This window comes from Bradyrhizobium sp. TM233, assembly GCF_036247965.1.
Taxonomy (GTDB): domain Bacteria; phylum Pseudomonadota; class Alphaproteobacteria; order Rhizobiales; family Xanthobacteraceae; genus Bradyrhizobium; species Bradyrhizobium ottawaense.
The window spans coordinates 395,219-411,025 of record NZ_BTIG01000007.1 but is presented as its reverse complement, the minus strand read 5'-3'; the positions used below and the strand labels follow the sequence as shown (position 1 = coordinate 411,025).

Sequence of the window (15,807 nt, the reverse complement as noted above, 5' to 3'; positions counted from 1 at the left end):
GAATTATTCGATGATTCTAGAAAGATGGGAGAAGTCGGAATGAACGCCAAGACGGTCGCCATCATCGGAGCCGGGCCTGTTGGCCTCGCCGCGGCTGCGCACGTGCTCGAGCGCGGTATGTCTCCGATCGTGCTCGAGGCCGGCCCTGAAGCCGCGTATGCGGTCCGTCAGTGGCAGCATGTCCAGCTGTTCTCGCCGTGGGAATACAATGTCGACAAGGCGGCCGCGCGGCTGCTCGCGCCGACGGGGTGGAATTCACCGGACCCTCATTCTTATCCGACCGGCGGCGAGCTGATCGACCGATATCTCACCCCGCTCGCGACGCGCACGCCGCTGCGTGAGGCGATCCGGACGTCGAGCCGGGTCACGGCGATCAGCCGCGCCGGCTTCGACAAGGCGAAGACGAAGGGCAGGGAGCAGGTGCCGTTCGAAATTCGCTATCAGAACGGCAAAGGCCCCGAGGTGCTTCGCGCCGATGCCGTCATCGACGCGTCAGGCACGTGGTTCTCTCCCAACCCCGCCGGCAGCAACGGTTTGCCCGCGATCGGCGAACGCGAGCGCGCCGGCCACATCGCCTATGGCATGCCGGACGTGCAGGGCACTGAGCGCGCCAGATACGCCGGCAAGACCGTTGCCGTGCTTGGCGCCGGCCATTCCGCTTTGGGCACTCTGATCGATCTCGTGCAGCTCGCGGGCGAGGTATCAGGCACGCAAGCGATCTGGCTGTTGCGTGGCACCGATCCCGCAAAGGCGTTCGGGGGCGGCAGCAACGACAAGCTTGCCGCGCGCGGCGAGCTGGGCTCCACCTTCGCCGCGCTCGTCGCTGCCGGAAAGATCAGGGTCGAAACAGGCTTCGGCGTCACGCATCTGTCGGACTTCGAAGGCCGTCTCAGGATTTCGGCAGGCACCTGCTGCGGTGCGCAGAGTGTGGTGGCGGACGAACTGATCGTCTCGACCGGCTTCCGTCCCGATCTATCGTTCCTGTCCGAGCTGCGGCTGCGGCTCGATCCGGCGATCGAGGCTCCGGCCGCGCTCGCGCCGCTGATCGATCCCAACGAGCATAGCTGCGGCACGGTTCGGCCGCACGGTGCGCGCGAGCTCGCGCATGACGAGCCGGGCTTCTATCTCGCCGGCATGAAATCTTACGGCCGTGCGCCGACCTTCCTGATGATGACCGGATACGAGCAGGTCCGCTCCATCGCCGCCGACATCGCCGGCGACAAGAAGGCTGCGGCACGGGTCGAGCTCGTGCTGCCGGAGACCGGCGTCTGCACGCGCGGCGGTGTCGAGACGGCGGGGGCGGGATGCTGCGGCGGGCCGGCGAAGGAGGAGCCGTCAGCCTGCTGTGCCGACGATGAAACCGCCAAGAAGGCAGGTCGCGCTGGGTGCGGCTGCTCATGACGCAGGTCCCGGCGGACCGGGTGGCCGGTCCGCTCGCCATTGTCGCCGCACTCGGAACCGCGCAGACCATCGCGTGGGCGTCGAGCTACTATCTCCCTGCCATCCTGGCCGCGCCGATTGCGCGCGATCTCGGTCTTGCGCCGACCTACGTGTTCGGCGCGCTGTCGGGAGCGCTCGTCATCTCCGGCCTGCTCGGGCCGCGGGTGGGGCATGCCATCGATACGTTCGGGGGGCGCGGTCTGCTTGCCGTCTCGAGCCTCGTCTTCGTGGCAGGCTTGCTCCTGCTGTCCGTGGCTCATGGCATTGCGGTGCTGGTTGCAGCCTGGGTGTTGCTCGGGATCGGCATGGGCATGGGGCTTTACGAAGCGGCCTTCGCGACGCTTGCGCGCATCTACGGCAGCAATGCGCGGCGAACCATCACCGGCATCACCCTGATCGCGGGTTTCGCCAGCACGCTCGGCTGGCCCCTCACGACGTGGCTGGCCTCCGAGTATGACTGGCGCGTCGCCTGCCAGGTGTGGGCGGCGATCCATATCTGTCTGGCGTTGCCGCTCAATCTGTCGCTGCCGCGCGCAATTCCATTGGACCAGCAGCCGCGGCCGGATCCGGGCGCGAGCCAGAGCTCCGGACGGCAGAGCGAAACGTTCGCGATGGTGCTGCTGGCTTACATGTTCGCGGCGGCAAGCTTCGTCAGCTCGGGTGTCTCGGCCATTCTGCCGACCATGCTGGTTGCGTTCGGCGCGACGCCGGCGCAGGCCCTGTTCGCGGGAGCCCTGGTCGGCCCCGCGCAGGTTGCTGCCCGCCTGCTGGAAGCAGGATGGCTCGGCCGGTTTCATCCGCTGTTGTCGGCGCGCCTCGCCATGCTCATGAATCCGATCGGGGTTGTTGCACTGGTCGCGGGCGGCCCCTTGCTCGCATCGACCTTCACGGTGCTGTATGGCGCAGGCAACGGCATCATCACCATTGCCCGCGGTACGCTTCCCCTGGCGTTGTTCGGGCCGGCAGGCTTCGGCAGACGTGTCGGCATGATCTCGTTGCCGTCGCGGGCCACCGGCGCGCTCGCGCCACTCGCACTCGGGCTGATGGTGGAGCATTTTGGCAGCAGCGCGCTATGGATCAGCGCGCTGGCCTCGATCTCCGCGTTTTTTGCGCTTCTGTTGCTGCGTGCAGACCAGACGAGATAGGGACCGAGGGGAGGCGAGCATTCGGAGCTTGAGCGGGGGGCCGCTGATTGCGGTGATGTGTATCGGCCAGCTCGGCAATCTGCTGCCGCACGTCACGCTGTCCGCGAATTTGGCGCAGCATCTGATGCCGGCGTGGGGACTTTCCGCTGCCGAAGGCGGGCTGATGGCGAGCGGCTATGCGTTCGGCTACATGCTGGCCGTGCCGGTGCTGACGACGCTGACCGATCGCATCGACGCGCGGATCGTGCTGCTGTGCGGCTCCATCGTCAGCGGACTTGCGACCATGGCCTTCGGCATTTTTGCCCAGGGGTTCTGGTCGGGCACGCTGATCTGGTCGCTCGCAGGATTGGGCTTTGCCGGCGCCTACATGCCGGGTCTGAAGGCGCTGACGGACCGGTTGCCGGCCGGCGACACCTCGCGGGCGGTCACGCTCTACACGTCGAGCTTCTCGGTCGGCGTCGGCCTGTCGTTCCTGGTTGCGCAAGTCCTCGCCGATCGCTGGGGATGGCGGACCGCGTTCTACGTCACCGGCGTCGGCCCCGTCGCGATGGTGGTTGCGTGCCTCCTGATCGAGGGCCGCCGGCCTGTCCCGAAGACGGGGCGGCTGCTGAATTTCGCGCCTGTCTTCGGCAATCGCGAGGCGCTCGGCTACATCCTCGGTTACGGCGCGCACTGCTTCGAGCTCTATGGCATTCGCACCTGGCTGGTCGGGTTCTGGACCTTCGTCGTTGCGCATCAGGGCGGGCCGTCCTGGATGACGCCGGTACTGATGAGCTTCTGCTTCGCGGTGATCTCGATGCCCGCAAGCATCCTCGGCAACGAGGCCGCCCTGAAGTTCGGACGGCATCGCGCCATCACGGTGGTGATGATCGCGTCGGCCAGTGTCGCGCTCGTGATCGGCCTCAACGCAACGGCACCGGCATGGGTGCTCGCGCTGCTGCTGATGATCTACGGCCTGACGGTGCCGGCGGATTCAGGTGCGTTGACCGCAGGCATGTCGGCTGCGGCAATCTCCGAGCATCGCGGCGCAACGCTGGCCCTGCATTCCACCGTCGGCTTCGGCTTGTCAGCCGCCGGCGCATGGGGAACCGGCGTCGCACTCGACATGGCCGGCGGTCCGCAGAGCGCGAACGGCTGGCTGCTGGTGTTCATCGTTCTGGCTGCCGGAATCGCGCTGGGGCCGCTGGCGCTGCTGTGGGCGCGGCGGGATCATGCGGGCAAGCGGCCATCGTGAGCCCACTTGCCTCGGCAGAAAAGACTACGCCGGATTGTTGCCCGCGGGCGTGACGACTTTCGATGGTGGCGCTCCGCCATCGCCGGCGCCGCGGCTTTGCCACGGGATCTTCAGCCTCGGTTGTCCACACCCACGACCCGCAGTATCGAATTGCGCGCCGGGCCTACCAGCGATCGATAATTTGCCAGCGCCGTCGAGCGCAGCTTTGATGACGGCATGGGCACCAAATCACGCGAGGTCATCTGGAGCGGCCGGATTCTGGGCGCGGAAATTTCGGCCAAGCACGCGCGCGAGGAGGCGAAGAAGGCGGTCCGTGAGGCCGACCGGGCCGAGGCCGAAGCCTGGTCGGTTCGCATGGAAGGTTACGGCGGGCCCTCACAGCCCTCGCCGACGATCGGCCAATGCCTCAACGGCGGCATGGGCTGGCTCGAGGTCGAATGCAACCGGTGCAAGGCGCGCGCAAGCCTGCCGCTCGATGCCATCCGCCGGCCGCGCGATACGCCGATCTGGAAGCTGGAAGCCTCGCTCAAGTGCCGGTCATGCCGAAAGGCACGTTCCGCGCCGCCCGTCCACATGATCAAGCTGACCGCCACGCAAAGCATCACGCCCTACAAATGGGTGCATCCGACCGAGGAGCGTTAGGACCGGCAAACGCTCGCAGGCCGACGCAACCCTCGTCTGGCAACGCGGCGACCGCCGCTTGGGTCAATCGCGCGTAGGCAGTCTCCCAGACGGACGCGAAGCGCCAGAGGGAAGGAGTTGTCACGTCACTTGGCGTAACCCTGCGATCGGAGCCACGCGATCCGGCGCTCTCCATTCATCCAGTCGTCAATTTCGGCCTTACTCGTGAAGCCCGTGATTTCGCGGGGTTCTGCGCCGGGGCACTCGGCGATGATAACCCAGTCGCCCTCAGACTTACGGAGTGGTTTGAAGCTCACTTTTACTTTTGCCATGCCGAACAATGCCGGAAAGTGCGGGAAAAGGAAACCACATGGAACTTGCCGGTGGCCCGAGGCCGGCGACGCGGGGGACGATCCTCCTCGTGACGGGCTATGACGGCGCGATCATTCCGCAGACCTTAAGGGGGGCCCACGTCTGCAAAAGCCGGTCGTTCGCGCCGGCGAATCAATGCGGTGGCATTGGTCGACACGGCTGGCGCGTAAAGGACCTCCATCCCGGCCTCTTTCTGGGTATCCGACAGGAACGACTTTCTCGTCGTGAGCTTAACGATATTGGTCTGTGGCGCGATACTTGGACCTCTCTAGGTTTGCGTCATCCACCCGGAGCGGCCCATCGTCCGACGCGCGTTAGGCGATGGGCCGGTTCTCGCGACACCGCCTCGTCGAATACCTCTTCAGGATCGTCGGTACGTCTTGGAGAGGCAGTCCATTGTCGCGGGTTTGAGCAGACGTCCAGTTTCGAACAAAACATACTTGCCGAAAAGGAACGCCTCGAAGCGCAAGCGGTCCTTCTTGCTGCGGGGCCGGCTAAAGACACGCTTCTGAAAAAGATCAATCAATCACCGCGTTCGACAGGCTCTTAACGATGGAACGGATAAACGTGGCAGGAAGCACTCGTTGGCTTTCTTCTTGAAGTCTCGCAACCGCTGGTGTATTGTTTCAGGGATCGATACTGGCCGAACAACTGTTCCGCTTTCGCCTCAGCTCCTGACGGCGCGCACGTTTCAGACATTCTCCAACATCGACTGACCGGAACACTGGCCGCAAGTCCGCGCGCCAGATCCTGCGCGCGTACGAAAGGAACACCTGATGAATACAGGTACAGTGAAGTGGTTTAACACCCAAAAGGGCTTCGGCTTTATCCAGCCCACCAACGGCAGCAACGACGTTTTTGTTCATATCAGCGCGGTCGAACGCGCCGGCATGGGCACTCTGAGCGAAGGTCAGACGTTGTCTTATGACGTCGTCGCTGACCGTCGTACCGGCAAGTCCGCTGCCGAAAATCTCCGTGCTGCTTAGTTAAGAGCACGACAGACCTGTCGCTCCAGCCACGGATGTACTGGCAGAGCTTGTGGTCCTGCCTCGCCCCCGAGTCATCGGGAGCGGGGTTTTCGCTTCCACCCGTGAAAGCGACTGGAAAAGTCGGTTGGTCCGAGGCTTCGCTTGGACACTCGGCCTGTCGTCGCCGGGCTGCGATGGAGGACCGGACAGAAAAGCTGAAACCAGCGGGCGTCTCTGTCTTGGGCCTCGATAGCCTGTTGAACTTTCGAAGTGGCTTGTTCTGTCTTTCAGGCGCATAAACGGGCATGCTCGATTCTCATCATCGATCCTGTCGGTGCGGCGCCGTCTATGGCCGAACCGAGGCGATGGCTCCCAGTCGGCAGATCGCGAGCTTCGAGTGCTCGGTTTGCGGCGCGACCCTGGAATCGTGGAATACCGCTCGGGTGCCCACCTACAAGTTGATTGTCGGCCCCGTTCGGCGTCCCCCTTCCGAAGGATGATCGAACGAGCAGATTGAACCGGCGGCCTGCGATCGGAATTAGCCGTTCATGGCAGTCCGGCAACTCCTTTACCATCGTTGAAGAGAGTGCGGACGATGTGTCGACGGAGCCGCCCCCCGCTTTGAATTGCGTTCGCCAAGCCAAGTCAGGCCCCGACTTCAGGTCGCCGCAAAGCAGGAGATACAATGAGTATCGTAAAACGTCATCTCGCTGAACACGAAGAGCGCCTGGTACTGATCGAGGAAATTTGCATCGATACAGGAGCGCTTGTCTTGGATACGGTGACTGACGAAGTCTACTTCTCTGCAGACGACGAGGCGTACATGAACGCCTACGTTACCGTGTTTCAGGCCTGGGCGACGGGCACGATCAAGGGCACGGCAGAGCAGGTCTTCGAGGCGACGAAATCCGTTCTTGAGGACTAATCCCCGCTAAGACCAAAGGCGTCCGCATCGCCAGAGCAGCCGTAAACGTTGAGGGTAAGCACATGTCCTATGCCTATAAGCTTAACGAAGACGTTCGCCACCAACCCCAGGGCCCGCAGGGGCGGGCCACAACTGAACCGCCAATGGTCTACACTATCGTCCAGCATATGCCCATCGAATCCGATGGACGAGTTAGATACCGCATCAAGTGCAAGTCCGAGAAGATCGAGCGAGTCGTTACGGAAGATCAGCTTTCGTACGTTCAGTGATCTTCCGATCGAAACCAAACCCGGCAGGACTCGATGAACGTCCGCTTCGGGTCTCAAGCCGATCGGCTGTGAGCACGACAACGTCCGCTTCGGCTGAAAGCGGAAGCTGCGTTCCGCATGCGGGTCGAGCGGGCCGATTCAGGCCAGCTATCAAACCTCTCCGAACGCAATCGATCACGCTGCCGTGCTCGCCGCTCTTGGATTGTCTGAACAGACCCGTCCCGTATTGCGGCCCTGTGGGCAGGCGCGATTGCCCATGAGAGCCTCTGGCGGACCTGAGAGATCGTGCCTATTGGCGTGTCATTAGCGCGACAGCGAACCCGAGCAGTGTCAGAAGGATCGTGAGCGGATAGAGCTGAACGAGTTTCGTTCGAAGCGGAATGGGTGCTTCCAGCTTGTCGAGGTCGAACTTAAACGGAATCTCGGAGAAGTTTATCCCGAAGTCCGCCTCGAATTTCTCGCACAGATAAGCCAGCAAGTCGTTCGTCAGGAAACAAAATTCAACGAAGATAATGGTGGGCAAGAGGTATAGCTCGGGCGCCGAACTCAGAATTTGCAACGTCCTGCTCCATTGCATCCCAAAGATGCCGGCCAAGACGATGATGAGAAGCACCGCGGTCAAGATTGCAGCACAGACCGCCACGAGTGCGATTTTGAGCGCCAATCTCATGCGCGGACAAGATTCGTTCGGACGGTCAACATCCAATGGTTGTGCAACACGAGCGCTAACCTTCGGTAAATTCCCCAGCCGCCGTTCCGCTTGCCGCCCTTTTCGACCGCCTCCGGCGCTTGTCTCGACGTCGGCTGACAGGGGCAATCCCGACGTGGTCGGGGCCGGGTCAAAGGGACGCTTGTGACCCTTTGCGGACATATCGAAATCAAAAAGACCAAAAGAGAGGCGGAACGAGAAGCACCGCGACTTAACTACGGGAGTCCTTTTGTCAGCGTAAAGGGATTGAACCCACGTTCCGCGAGGGCAGCCCACGAAGCTGCGCCAAGATGTGACAATCGGAAATAGAGTCGCGGCTTGGTCGGATCAGTGTCCAACACGAACCCGGTCGGTAACTCGCGGACAGTTGTGGCATAGAACCCACCATCCGGCGACCTCTGGGATTCGATTACAGCGATCAACGAGTTTGCCCTCCCAGTCCTGCCGAGCAATTTCATTAAGAGAGCCATTTGGCCCGTCCCTTCGGTCCACACACCGTCTCGGTCTTCACCGTAAGAAAAGCCCTCGTCGACACTCATTCGCTGCTCGGCGGTCGTAATTGCCGATGCAAATTTCTCGACCGCTCCGTAGAGCGCTATTAAAGGCCAGACCTGAGCATCGAGAGCCAAAATCGGATTGTGGGTGACGCCGTCTTCAGCGGTCCCTGCAGCGAAACAGGCGCATGCCGGATTCCACATCGTATTTACGAAGTGCTCAGCAGCCGTTGCCTTATCACGCCAGCGCGAATCCCCCGTACGGATCGCAAGAAGGCCAAACGCGGCAGCGAGGTCAGTATTATGTTCAGTCGATTTCCACGCCCGCACTTCCGGCGTCGGTTCGTGCCCAAACGTACCGCCCGTGAAACCGCCAGTACCGCGCGTATCGGGCCATTGCGCGACCCAGGCGCCAAGCTGTGCAGCACCATCGCGGAACCGAGAGCCGGCGTTCACATCGTCAAGCGACAGCAACGCCAACATGGCCCATGCCATGTTACCATTGTCGCTGCCCACCTGATATCGATCCTCTAACCATTTGTTCTGAGCATTGTCCCACCACCCCGGAAGTTTGACGGGGCCATTCGCCACCACACCTGCGGCGTAAGCGTTCCGGAGCCGTCCATCATGCCAGGTGCGGTCGTTATCGATGGCCCAGAGAAGCGCCGAGCCAATCCGATACGCTTTGTCTTGCTCACCGCAACCGACCAACGCGATGGCGGCTACCGCATTGTCATAGAGGTAGGCGGCGCCATGCAGAGGCCCCGATTCGACGGTCGGATAGCTGGGTAGGAACAAGGGCCCTGATGGCGGTGCCTTATCAATCAGACCAGCGAGGTATCCGCACGCTGACGCGTTTGGTGCTGCTGAAGCCTGTAGCTGAGCGGCGGCCACAATGATTGTGAAAGTCGTGACGATCCATGTGTGAAGGCAGAGCCCGCGATAACGGTAGAAGCAATAAGCAATTGGTCCCGGTAGCATTTCGCTGCCTCTCGCGCCTTTTCAACCAAGATAGGCTTTGGGACATCGGGAAGAAAGCCAGTCAGGATCGAGTAAAAACATCGTGCCTTCATCTTCAATGGCAGTTTATGGCCCTCAGCGGACCAATCGCAGCATGGTGCGCCGCGGCAGCTTGTGACCCGAACCGGACTTCGCTGGGCCGCCCTAAATCGATTCGTTAACGAGAGCGTGCATTGCTCCGTGCCTCTGATCCCTTATGTTATCAGCAAGCAGTGATCGGAGCCGTCACATGTTTCCGTTGATCGTTGCCGCAATTCTTTATCTGAGCCTCATTTGGGTGTGCGGGCGCTATACTGCGAACTATGCCGCAGAGAGGGGGCGCTCTCAGGCCGCTTGGTTCATCTGGGGCGGACTGTTCTATCCCTTGCCATATATTGCGTTGGCCCTCTTACCACCTATCCGCAAAGAGACTGCGGTCTAGGTCCGCCTCGATTGGCGGCTGTTTTCATCTTCGGTGTCGCCTATTGGCCCTTAGCCGAACCACGCGAACCCTCTTGTAACGTCGGGTAATGTCAGCCGAGCGGACATTGAGCTGCCCCCGCTACTGTGCATGGGGTTGTTTTCGCGCTTTTGTTTTGCGGGTGCCTGAGACGCCCGCGCCTCAGCGCCGGCCGCGCGGGGCCTCGGCCTTGGCCGGCTGCTCGGTCTGCGGGCCGCAGCTCGCGGCCGCAAGCGTCGCCTGCGCCTGCTGCATCAGGCCGGGCTCGGGGGCGAGCGCCTTCATCACGATCAGGCCGGTTGTGCTGGGGGAATCGATGATCAGGCGGTCGGCCGCGGTGACCTCTTCGTCCTCGGGCAGCTCGTTGTGCTGCGCCTCCGTCATCAGGTCGAGCTCGATCACCTTGCGGCCCGCCGAGCGGTCGTTGATGGCGTAATAGGCGATCTCGTTGCGGGTGTAGAACGACACCGAGGTGTAGGCCTGGCTCACCGGCACCGTCAGCTTGATCGGCCCGCTTGTGAGGTCGTAGCGGCAGATCGCCAGCGCAAAGGCCGGGTCCATGAACGGCATCGGCGAGGTCTGCGGATCGGCGAGGGGAAGCTGGCTGACGCCGTTGAGCTTGGTCATCGGCGTCAGCCGCGAATAGGCGTCCTGCGTCGCGATCCGCGGCAGCGCCAGCACGCTGACGAGGTGGACCACGAGGCCGAGCACCACGCCGGCAACGACGGTGAACAGGAGGCGGATCATGAGCAGCCCGCCGTCGTGATGGTGGGCATCGGCGCATCACGCTGGGTGCGCGTGGCAACGCCGACCGGGGTGTCGTAGAGGCGCAGCATCAGTGCGTAGCGCTCGATGCCGCCGGTCGGCAGCCAGTTGCCGGCGCGCGAGCGCGAGGCGATGCGGATCTCGAACGAACCGTCGGACTGGCGCACGATTTCCTGGCTGGTGAAGCCGTAGCGCTGCAGCGAATTGGCGACGAGATGGCCCTTGCGGTCGTACAGCGTCAGCGTCCAGAACCGCGCCGGCGGCGTCACGCCGGAGACGATCACGTCGCAGCGGCCGTCGAGCGCCTTCTTCTTGTCGTCGGCGGTCGCGGTGAAGGCGACGCCGTCGCCGGTGCCGATCGGCAGCTCGCCGTTGCGCACGATGGTGGCGCGCGAATAGGGATCGACGTCGGCGGTGCCGGTGCGCGGGCGGGCGGTCCAGGCGCCGATGGTCAGCGCGCCGATCTCGGTGCCGCGCGTCGTCGTCATCCAGGTCGCACCCAAGCCGACCACCGTCGCGAGCAGAAGGGCCGTCAATGTGATCAGGATCAGCCGCACTTGTTTCGATCAGTTCTTGCGTGGGGCGGACGCGTTGGCGTTCTCTTCCGCATAGTTCTGCGGGAAGGCGAGCGCGCTCGTCGCCGAGGACGGCCTGGCCGCCTTGGTGTCGGCATCCGTCGATTTCTTTGCCGTCCTGGCGGCGTCATCCAGCAGCTTCTCGACGCGCACCAGGATATCGGCGCCGCGCTTGGTCAGCACCGGCGGCGGACCCGGCTTGGTCTCCAGCACCTTCGGCGCCGCATTGGCCTGCGCGTTGCTCACATGCTGCGGCGGCAGCTTCTGGCCCATGCCGATGCCGGGGATTTCCCGGACCTCGACGCCCTGATGCGCCGCGAGCATGATGTCGTGCCAGGTCTGCGCCGGCAGCGAGCCGCCGGTCATGCGGTTGGTCGGCGAATAGTCGTCGTTGCCGTACCAGACCGCACAGGTGAAGTTGCCGGTGTAGCCGACGAACCAGGCGTCGCGATACGCATTGGTCGTGCCGGTCTTGCCCGCAGTCGGAATGCCGTCGAGCGCGGCGCGGCGCGCGGTGCCTTCGCTGACGACGTGGCTCATCATGCCGGCCATGTCGGCGGCAACGGAGGCGGGGATCGCCTGCCGCGGCTTCGGGCCGTCGCGGTCCCAGCGCCAGACGAGGTCGCCGGCGCCGGTGCGCACTTCGAGCACCGAATGCGGCGTCACCGCCTTGCCGCGGTTGGGGAAGGTCGCGTAGGCGACCGCGTGCTCGAGCACGGTGACTTCGTCCGAGCCGATCGGCAGCGACGGCGTGTCGGGCAGCGGCGCCTTGAGGCCGAAGCGGCGCGCGACCTCGACGATCTTGGCGCGGCCGATCTTGGCCGGGTTCGGCGCCTTCGGCTGCTCCTTCTGGCCGATCGCGATCGACAGCTTGACCGGCACGACGTTGATCGAGCGCGTGATCGCCTGCGTCAGCGTCACCGAACCGGAATAGGAATGGCCATAATTCTGCGGGCACCAATTGCCGATGCAGACCGGGCCGTCGACCACGATCGAGTTCGGCGTAAAGCCGTTCAGCAGCGCGGTGGTGTAGACGTAAGGCTTGAACGACGAACCCGGCTGGCGATAGGCGTCGGTGGCGCGGTTGAACTGGCTGGCGCCGTAGTCGCGGCCGCCGACCATGGCGCGGATGCCGCCGTCGAGATCGGACACGACGGTCGCCGCCTGCGTTGCATGATAATCGCGGCCGAACTGGCGCAGCTGGTTCTCGACCGCGTCTTCCGCCGCCTTCTGCACGTTGGTGTCGATCGCGAGCCGCACCACGAAGACGCGCTCGGTGTACGACTTCGGGAAGGTGTCGACCAGCTTGCGCATCTCGTCGAAGGCGTAATCGAGATAGTAGTTCGGCGAAGCCTCGTCGCGGCGATCGACCGCGAAGGCCGGGTTGCGGCGGGCGCCGAACACCTGGCCCTCGGTCATGAAGCCGGCGTCGACGAGGTTGTCGAGCACGACGTTGGCGCGGGCGCGCGCGGCCGGCAGGTTGATGTGCGGGGCGTATTTCGTCGGCGCCTTGAACAGGCCGGCGAGCATCGCCGCTTCCGAAAGCGTCACGTCGCGTGCGGATTTGTTGAAGTAGAAATGCGCCGCGCCGTCGACGCCGAAAGTGCCGCCGCCCATATAGGCGCGGTCGAGGTAGAGCTTGAGAATCTCGTTCTTGGTCAGGCGCCATTCCAGCCAGACCGCGAGGAAGGCCTCGTTGACCTTGCGTTCGATCGTGCGCTCGTTGCTCAGGAACAGGTTCTTGGCGAGCTGCTGGGTGATCGAGGAGCCGCCCTGGCGGACGCCGCCGGCTTGCGCGTTGGTCACGAGCGCGCGTGCGGTGCCGGCGATGTCGATGCCGAAATGCTCGTAGAAGCGGCGGTCTTCGGTCGCCAGCGTCGCCTTGATCAACACGTCCGGAAAATCTTCCAGCGGGATCGAGTCGTTGTGCTTGATGCCGCGGCTGCCGATCGGGGTGCCGTAGCGGTCGAGGAAGCTCACCGCGAGATCGGACTTCTTCAGCCAGTCCTCGTCCGCGGTCTCGCGGAAGGCGGGGATGGCGAGGGTGAGCATCACGACCAGGCCGCCGAGGCCGAGGGTCGCGGCTTCCGACAGCGGCTCGATGAACACCCAGCGCTTCCAGCGTCCGACATAGAAGCGGTCCATGAAGGTCGAGTAGCGCTCGTAGAGCTCGCGGATGCCCTTGGCCGAGGAGAACAGCGAGGAGTCGATGCGCGCATCGAGGTCCAGGAAGAAATTCCGGACCCTGGCCTTCCAATGCGGTGGTATGATCTGGCGCACCTAGAACCCTTGAGGCTTGGTTCGAAAGCGTTCAAGCACCCGGCCGGGGGCGGCATCGAGACGTCTTGAGGGAATGTTGCGGCAAACCCAAGGCGCCCGGCCAGCATCCGAGGGACTTGCTGTTCCTTCTAGCCGAGCGGGGCCCATAAACCAATGGTCAGGCTCGCGATTTTGAACAACAGGCCTAATTGACCCCGGTTCATTACGGGCCTCAAAGGCGCGTTGCTTGCACCACCCCGGCCGCACGCCCTAGATGGCTTGAGCCGTAGCTCTTTCGAACTTTTGTTGAGGCGCATGACCGCAGTTCCCAAACGACCTTCAGGCCAGGAAGGATTCTTCTGGAAAACCAAGACGTTGGAAGAGATGTCGGCGGGCGAATGGGAAAGCCTGTGCGACGGCTGCGGGCGTTGCTGCCTGAACAAGCTCGAGGACGAGGACACCGGGCAGATCTATTTCACCCATATCGGCTGCAAGCTGCTCGATGGGATGAGCTGCGCCTGCAAGGACTATCCGAATCGCTCCGACAAGGTTCCGGACTGCGTCCGCCTGACCCCGGCCAATGTCCGCACCCTGAACTGGCTGCCGCCGAGCTGCGGCTACAAGCTCGTCGCCGAGGGGCGCGATCTCTATTGGTGGCATCCGCTGGTCTCCGGTGATCCCAACACCGTGCATGACGCCGGCGTCTCCGTGCGCGGCCGGGTCGAAGGCAGCGAAGAGGATATCCCGGACGAGGAGCTCGAGGACCACATCGTGCAATGGCCCGCGCTGCTGCCGAAGCGGGCCCGCCTGAAGCGACGTCCGAAGGACTGAGCTGCCGGATAAACGGGATCACGTGTTCGGGATGGCCCGGGGGCGGGATGCACCCATGCGCCGCGGTGCCTGCCCGGGACAAACTTTGCTGTCTACATTGGGCTGCATAGAACGAATCCTTTGCGGCGTTGTGCCGCCACACGGCATCCGAGCGAGATGAACAAGTTCGACCGGCAGAGCAGTTCTGCCGACATCCAGACTTTGCCTGACGATATCGCCGAGGAGCTGTCCCGACTTCCGAGCGAAGTCATCAGCGTCGATGACGCGCCGTCGATCGCGCCGCCGGTGCCGCTGTCACAGGACGAGGTCCGCACCATCGTCATCAGCCTGATGCTGACGATGTTCCTGGCAGCGCTCGACCAGACCATCGTGGCGACCGCGCTGCCGACCATCGGGCGCCAGTTCCAGGACGTCTCCAATCTCTCCTGGGTCATCACCGCCTATCTGCTCGCCTCGACCGCGGTCGCGCCGGTATTCGGCACCTTGAGCGACATCTACGGCCGCCGCGTCATGATCATCATCTCGCTCAGCCTGTTCGTGGCGGGCTCGGTGCTGTGCGCGATCGCGCCGAACATGCCGATGCTGATTTTGGCGCGCGGCCTTCAGGGGCTCGGCGGCGGCGGCATCATGCCGGTCGTGCAGACGGTGATCTCCGACGTCGTCTCCCCGCGCGAGCGCGGCCAGTACCAGGCCTATTTCTCCAGCGTCTGGATGGTCGGCGGCATTCTGGGTCCGGTCATCGGCGGCGTGTTCGCCGAGCATCTGCACTGGTCGATGATCTTCTGGATCAACTTGCCGCTCGCGGCCGCCGCCATCGTGATGCTGCTGCCGAAGATGAAGAAGATCCCGGTGTTCCACCGCAAGCGCAAGGTCGACTGGCTCGGCGGCGTGCTGCTGATGGCGTCCGCCGTCGTCTTCATGCTGGTGCTGACCTGGGGCGGTACGCGCTATCCCTGGCTGTCGCCGACCGTGCTGGCGATGGTGGGCGGCGCCGTCGCGCTCGCCGTCAGCTTCGTCTGGCACGCCCGGCGGGCCGACGAGCCGTTCCTGCCGTTGAAGCTGCTGACCGGATCGGTGGCGCCGTTCGCGCTGACCGCCGGCGGCTGCGGGCTCGGGGCGATCACCGGCCTCACCGTGCAGCTGCCGCTTTATTACGAGTCGGTCTACCATTTGAGCGCCAGCGAGGCGGGGCTTGCGCTGATCCCGCTCGCGGCGGTCTCGACCGTCGGCGCCGCCGTCGCCGGCCGCACCATGGCCCGCGCCAAGCACTACAAGCGCGTCGCGATCATCGGCACGTCCTGGGCCGCGCTGTGCGGCCTCGGCCTCACGCTCACCACCTTGCCGCTGTGGGGCTTGCTCACGCTGATGGCGGCGTTCGCGCTCGGGCTCGGCACCACCTTCCCGGTCTGCGTGGTCTCGCTGCAGAACTCGGTGGCGCGTCCGCAGGTCGGCACCATCACCGGCGCGATGAACTTCTTCCGCTCGCTGATGTCCTCGTTCACGGTCGCCGCGTTCGCGGCGATCCTGCTGATCGCGCTGGGCATCGACGTTCCGCTCGCCGGCGAGCACCACGCCGCCGGCGCCGTCGCTATTCCCACCGAGGACATGCGCCACGCGTTCCGCTACGTGTTCGGCGCCGCCACCGCGCTGATGACCACCGCCGCGCTGTGCCTGATCGCGATGGAGGAGCGGCCGCTCGCCGGCCCTTCGGCGAAGCAACCCGTCGAGCTGGCGGAGTAGG

Annotated in this window: 14 protein-coding genes; 9 read left to right on the top strand and 5 right to left on the bottom strand. The window is 63.9% G+C overall.

Annotated features, from left to right (window positions below; translation table 11 throughout):
- The first annotated feature begins 39 nt into the window (after positions 1 to 39).
- The 7 genes from AABA86_RS16540 to AABA86_RS16510 all read left to right on the top strand — a co-directional run bounded on the left by AABA86_RS16540 (position 40) and on the right by AABA86_RS16510 (position 6,705).
- A complete protein-coding gene (locus AABA86_RS16540; RefSeq protein WP_338307549.1) occupies positions 40 to 1,401 on the top strand; it encodes an NAD(P)-binding domain-containing protein in 1,362 nt (453 codons plus the stop codon).
- Positions 1,398 to 2,585 carry an MFS transporter gene (locus AABA86_RS16535; RefSeq protein ID WP_338307548.1) on the top strand — a complete coding sequence of 396 codons (1,188 nt, stop codon included), beginning with the start codon at positions 1,398 to 1,400 and terminating at the stop codon, positions 2,583 to 2,585. Before AABA86_RS16540 ends, AABA86_RS16535 begins: the two co-directional genes overlap by 4 nt.
- Positions 2,586 to 2,640: 55 nt before the next feature.
- The gene (locus tag AABA86_RS16530) at positions 2,641 to 3,819 is read left to right on the top strand and encodes an MFS transporter (protein ID WP_212251530.1); all 1,179 of its coding nucleotides are present in this window, start codon (positions 2,641 to 2,643) and stop codon (positions 3,817 to 3,819) included.
- Positions 3,820 to 4,035: 216 nt separating this feature from the next.
- Positions 4,036 to 4,461, top strand: a complete 426-nt coding sequence (locus AABA86_RS16525) for a hypothetical protein (protein WP_338307547.1) — start codon at positions 4,036 to 4,038, stop codon at positions 4,459 to 4,461.
- Positions 4,462 to 4,810: 349 nt separating this feature from the next.
- Positions 4,811 to 5,362, top strand: coding sequence for a hypothetical protein (locus tag AABA86_RS16520; protein WP_338307546.1), 552 nt, complete (start codon positions 4,811 to 4,813; stop codon positions 5,360 to 5,362).
- Positions 5,363 to 5,588: 226 nt separating this feature from the next.
- Positions 5,589 to 5,798, top strand: coding sequence for a cold-shock protein (locus AABA86_RS16515; RefSeq protein ID WP_092226167.1), 210 nt, complete (start codon positions 5,589 to 5,591; stop codon positions 5,796 to 5,798).
- A 667-nt stretch (positions 5,799 to 6,465) separates the two neighbouring features.
- The gene (locus AABA86_RS16510) at positions 6,466 to 6,705 is read left to right on the top strand and encodes a hypothetical protein (protein WP_212251497.1); all 240 of its coding nucleotides are present in this window, start codon (positions 6,466 to 6,468) and stop codon (positions 6,703 to 6,705) included.
- Between the two features lie 558 nt (positions 6,706 to 7,263).
- Here AABA86_RS16510 and AABA86_RS16505 read toward each other — a convergent pair.
- From AABA86_RS16505 to AABA86_RS16485, 5 genes are all read right to left on the bottom strand, one after another.
- Positions 7,264 to 7,845, bottom strand: a complete 582-nt coding sequence (locus AABA86_RS16505) for a hypothetical protein (protein WP_338307545.1) — start codon at positions 7,843 to 7,845, stop codon at positions 7,264 to 7,266.
- Between the two features lie 53 nt (positions 7,846 to 7,898).
- Positions 7,899 to 8,975 carry a hypothetical protein gene (locus tag AABA86_RS16500; protein ID WP_338307544.1) on the bottom strand — a complete coding sequence of 359 codons (1,077 nt, stop codon included), beginning with the start codon at positions 8,973 to 8,975 and terminating at the stop codon, positions 7,899 to 7,901.
- Positions 8,976 to 9,798: 823 nt separating this feature from the next.
- On the bottom strand, positions 9,799 to 10,383 hold the full coding sequence (locus AABA86_RS16495) for a DUF1254 domain-containing protein (protein WP_338307543.1): 585 nt from the start codon (positions 10,381 to 10,383) through the stop codon (positions 9,799 to 9,801).
- Positions 10,380 to 10,958, bottom strand: coding sequence for a DUF1214 domain-containing protein (locus AABA86_RS16490; RefSeq protein ID WP_212251506.1), 579 nt, complete (start codon positions 10,956 to 10,958; stop codon positions 10,380 to 10,382). The genes AABA86_RS16495 and AABA86_RS16490 overlap by 4 nt, the downstream gene beginning before the upstream one ends.
- Positions 10,959 to 10,967: 9 nt before the next feature.
- On the bottom strand, positions 10,968 to 13,256 hold the full coding sequence (locus tag AABA86_RS16485; RefSeq protein ID WP_338307542.1) for a transglycosylase domain-containing protein: 2,289 nt from the start codon (positions 13,254 to 13,256) through the stop codon (positions 10,968 to 10,970).
- A 294-nt stretch (positions 13,257 to 13,550) separates the two neighbouring features.
- On the opposite strand from AABA86_RS16485, the gene AABA86_RS16480 reads away from it, so the two are divergent.
- The gene (locus AABA86_RS16480) at positions 13,551 to 14,066 is read left to right on the top strand and encodes a YcgN family cysteine cluster protein (protein WP_212251510.1); all 516 of its coding nucleotides are present in this window, start codon (positions 13,551 to 13,553) and stop codon (positions 14,064 to 14,066) included.
- Positions 14,067 to 14,222: 156 nt separating this feature from the next.
- Positions 14,223 to 15,806, top strand: coding sequence for an MDR family MFS transporter (locus AABA86_RS16475; RefSeq protein WP_212251512.1), 1,584 nt, complete (start codon positions 14,223 to 14,225; stop codon positions 15,804 to 15,806).
- Position 15,807: the final 1 nt, after the last annotated feature.

Coding starts and splice junctions, on each gene's coding strand:
- AABA86_RS16540 (WP_338307549.1), top strand. CDS start 40: ATGAACGCCAAGACGGTCGCCATCATCGGAGCCGGGCCTGTTGGCCTC.
- AABA86_RS16535 (WP_338307548.1), top strand. CDS start 1,398: ATGACGCAGGTCCCGGCGGACCGGGTGGCCGGTCCGCTCGCCATTGTC.
- AABA86_RS16530 (WP_212251530.1), top strand. CDS start 2,641: ATGTGTATCGGCCAGCTCGGCAATCTGCTGCCGCACGTCACGCTGTCC.
- AABA86_RS16525 (WP_338307547.1), top strand. CDS start 4,036: ATGGGCACCAAATCACGCGAGGTCATCTGGAGCGGCCGGATTCTGGGC.
- AABA86_RS16520 (WP_338307546.1), top strand. CDS start 4,811: ATGGAACTTGCCGGTGGCCCGAGGCCGGCGACGCGGGGGACGATCCTC.
- AABA86_RS16515 (WP_092226167.1), top strand. CDS start 5,589: ATGAATACAGGTACAGTGAAGTGGTTTAACACCCAAAAGGGCTTCGGC.
- AABA86_RS16510 (WP_212251497.1), top strand. CDS start 6,466: ATGAGTATCGTAAAACGTCATCTCGCTGAACACGAAGAGCGCCTGGTA.
- AABA86_RS16505 (WP_338307545.1), bottom strand. CDS start 7,845: ATGTCCGCAAAGGGTCACAAGCGTCCCTTTGACCCGGCCCCGACCACG.
- AABA86_RS16495 (WP_338307543.1), bottom strand. CDS start 10,383: ATGATCCGCCTCCTGTTCACCGTCGTTGCCGGCGTGGTGCTCGGCCTC.
- AABA86_RS16480 (WP_212251510.1), top strand. CDS start 13,551: ATGACCGCAGTTCCCAAACGACCTTCAGGCCAGGAAGGATTCTTCTGG.
- AABA86_RS16475 (WP_212251512.1), top strand. CDS start 14,223: ATGAACAAGTTCGACCGGCAGAGCAGTTCTGCCGACATCCAGACTTTG.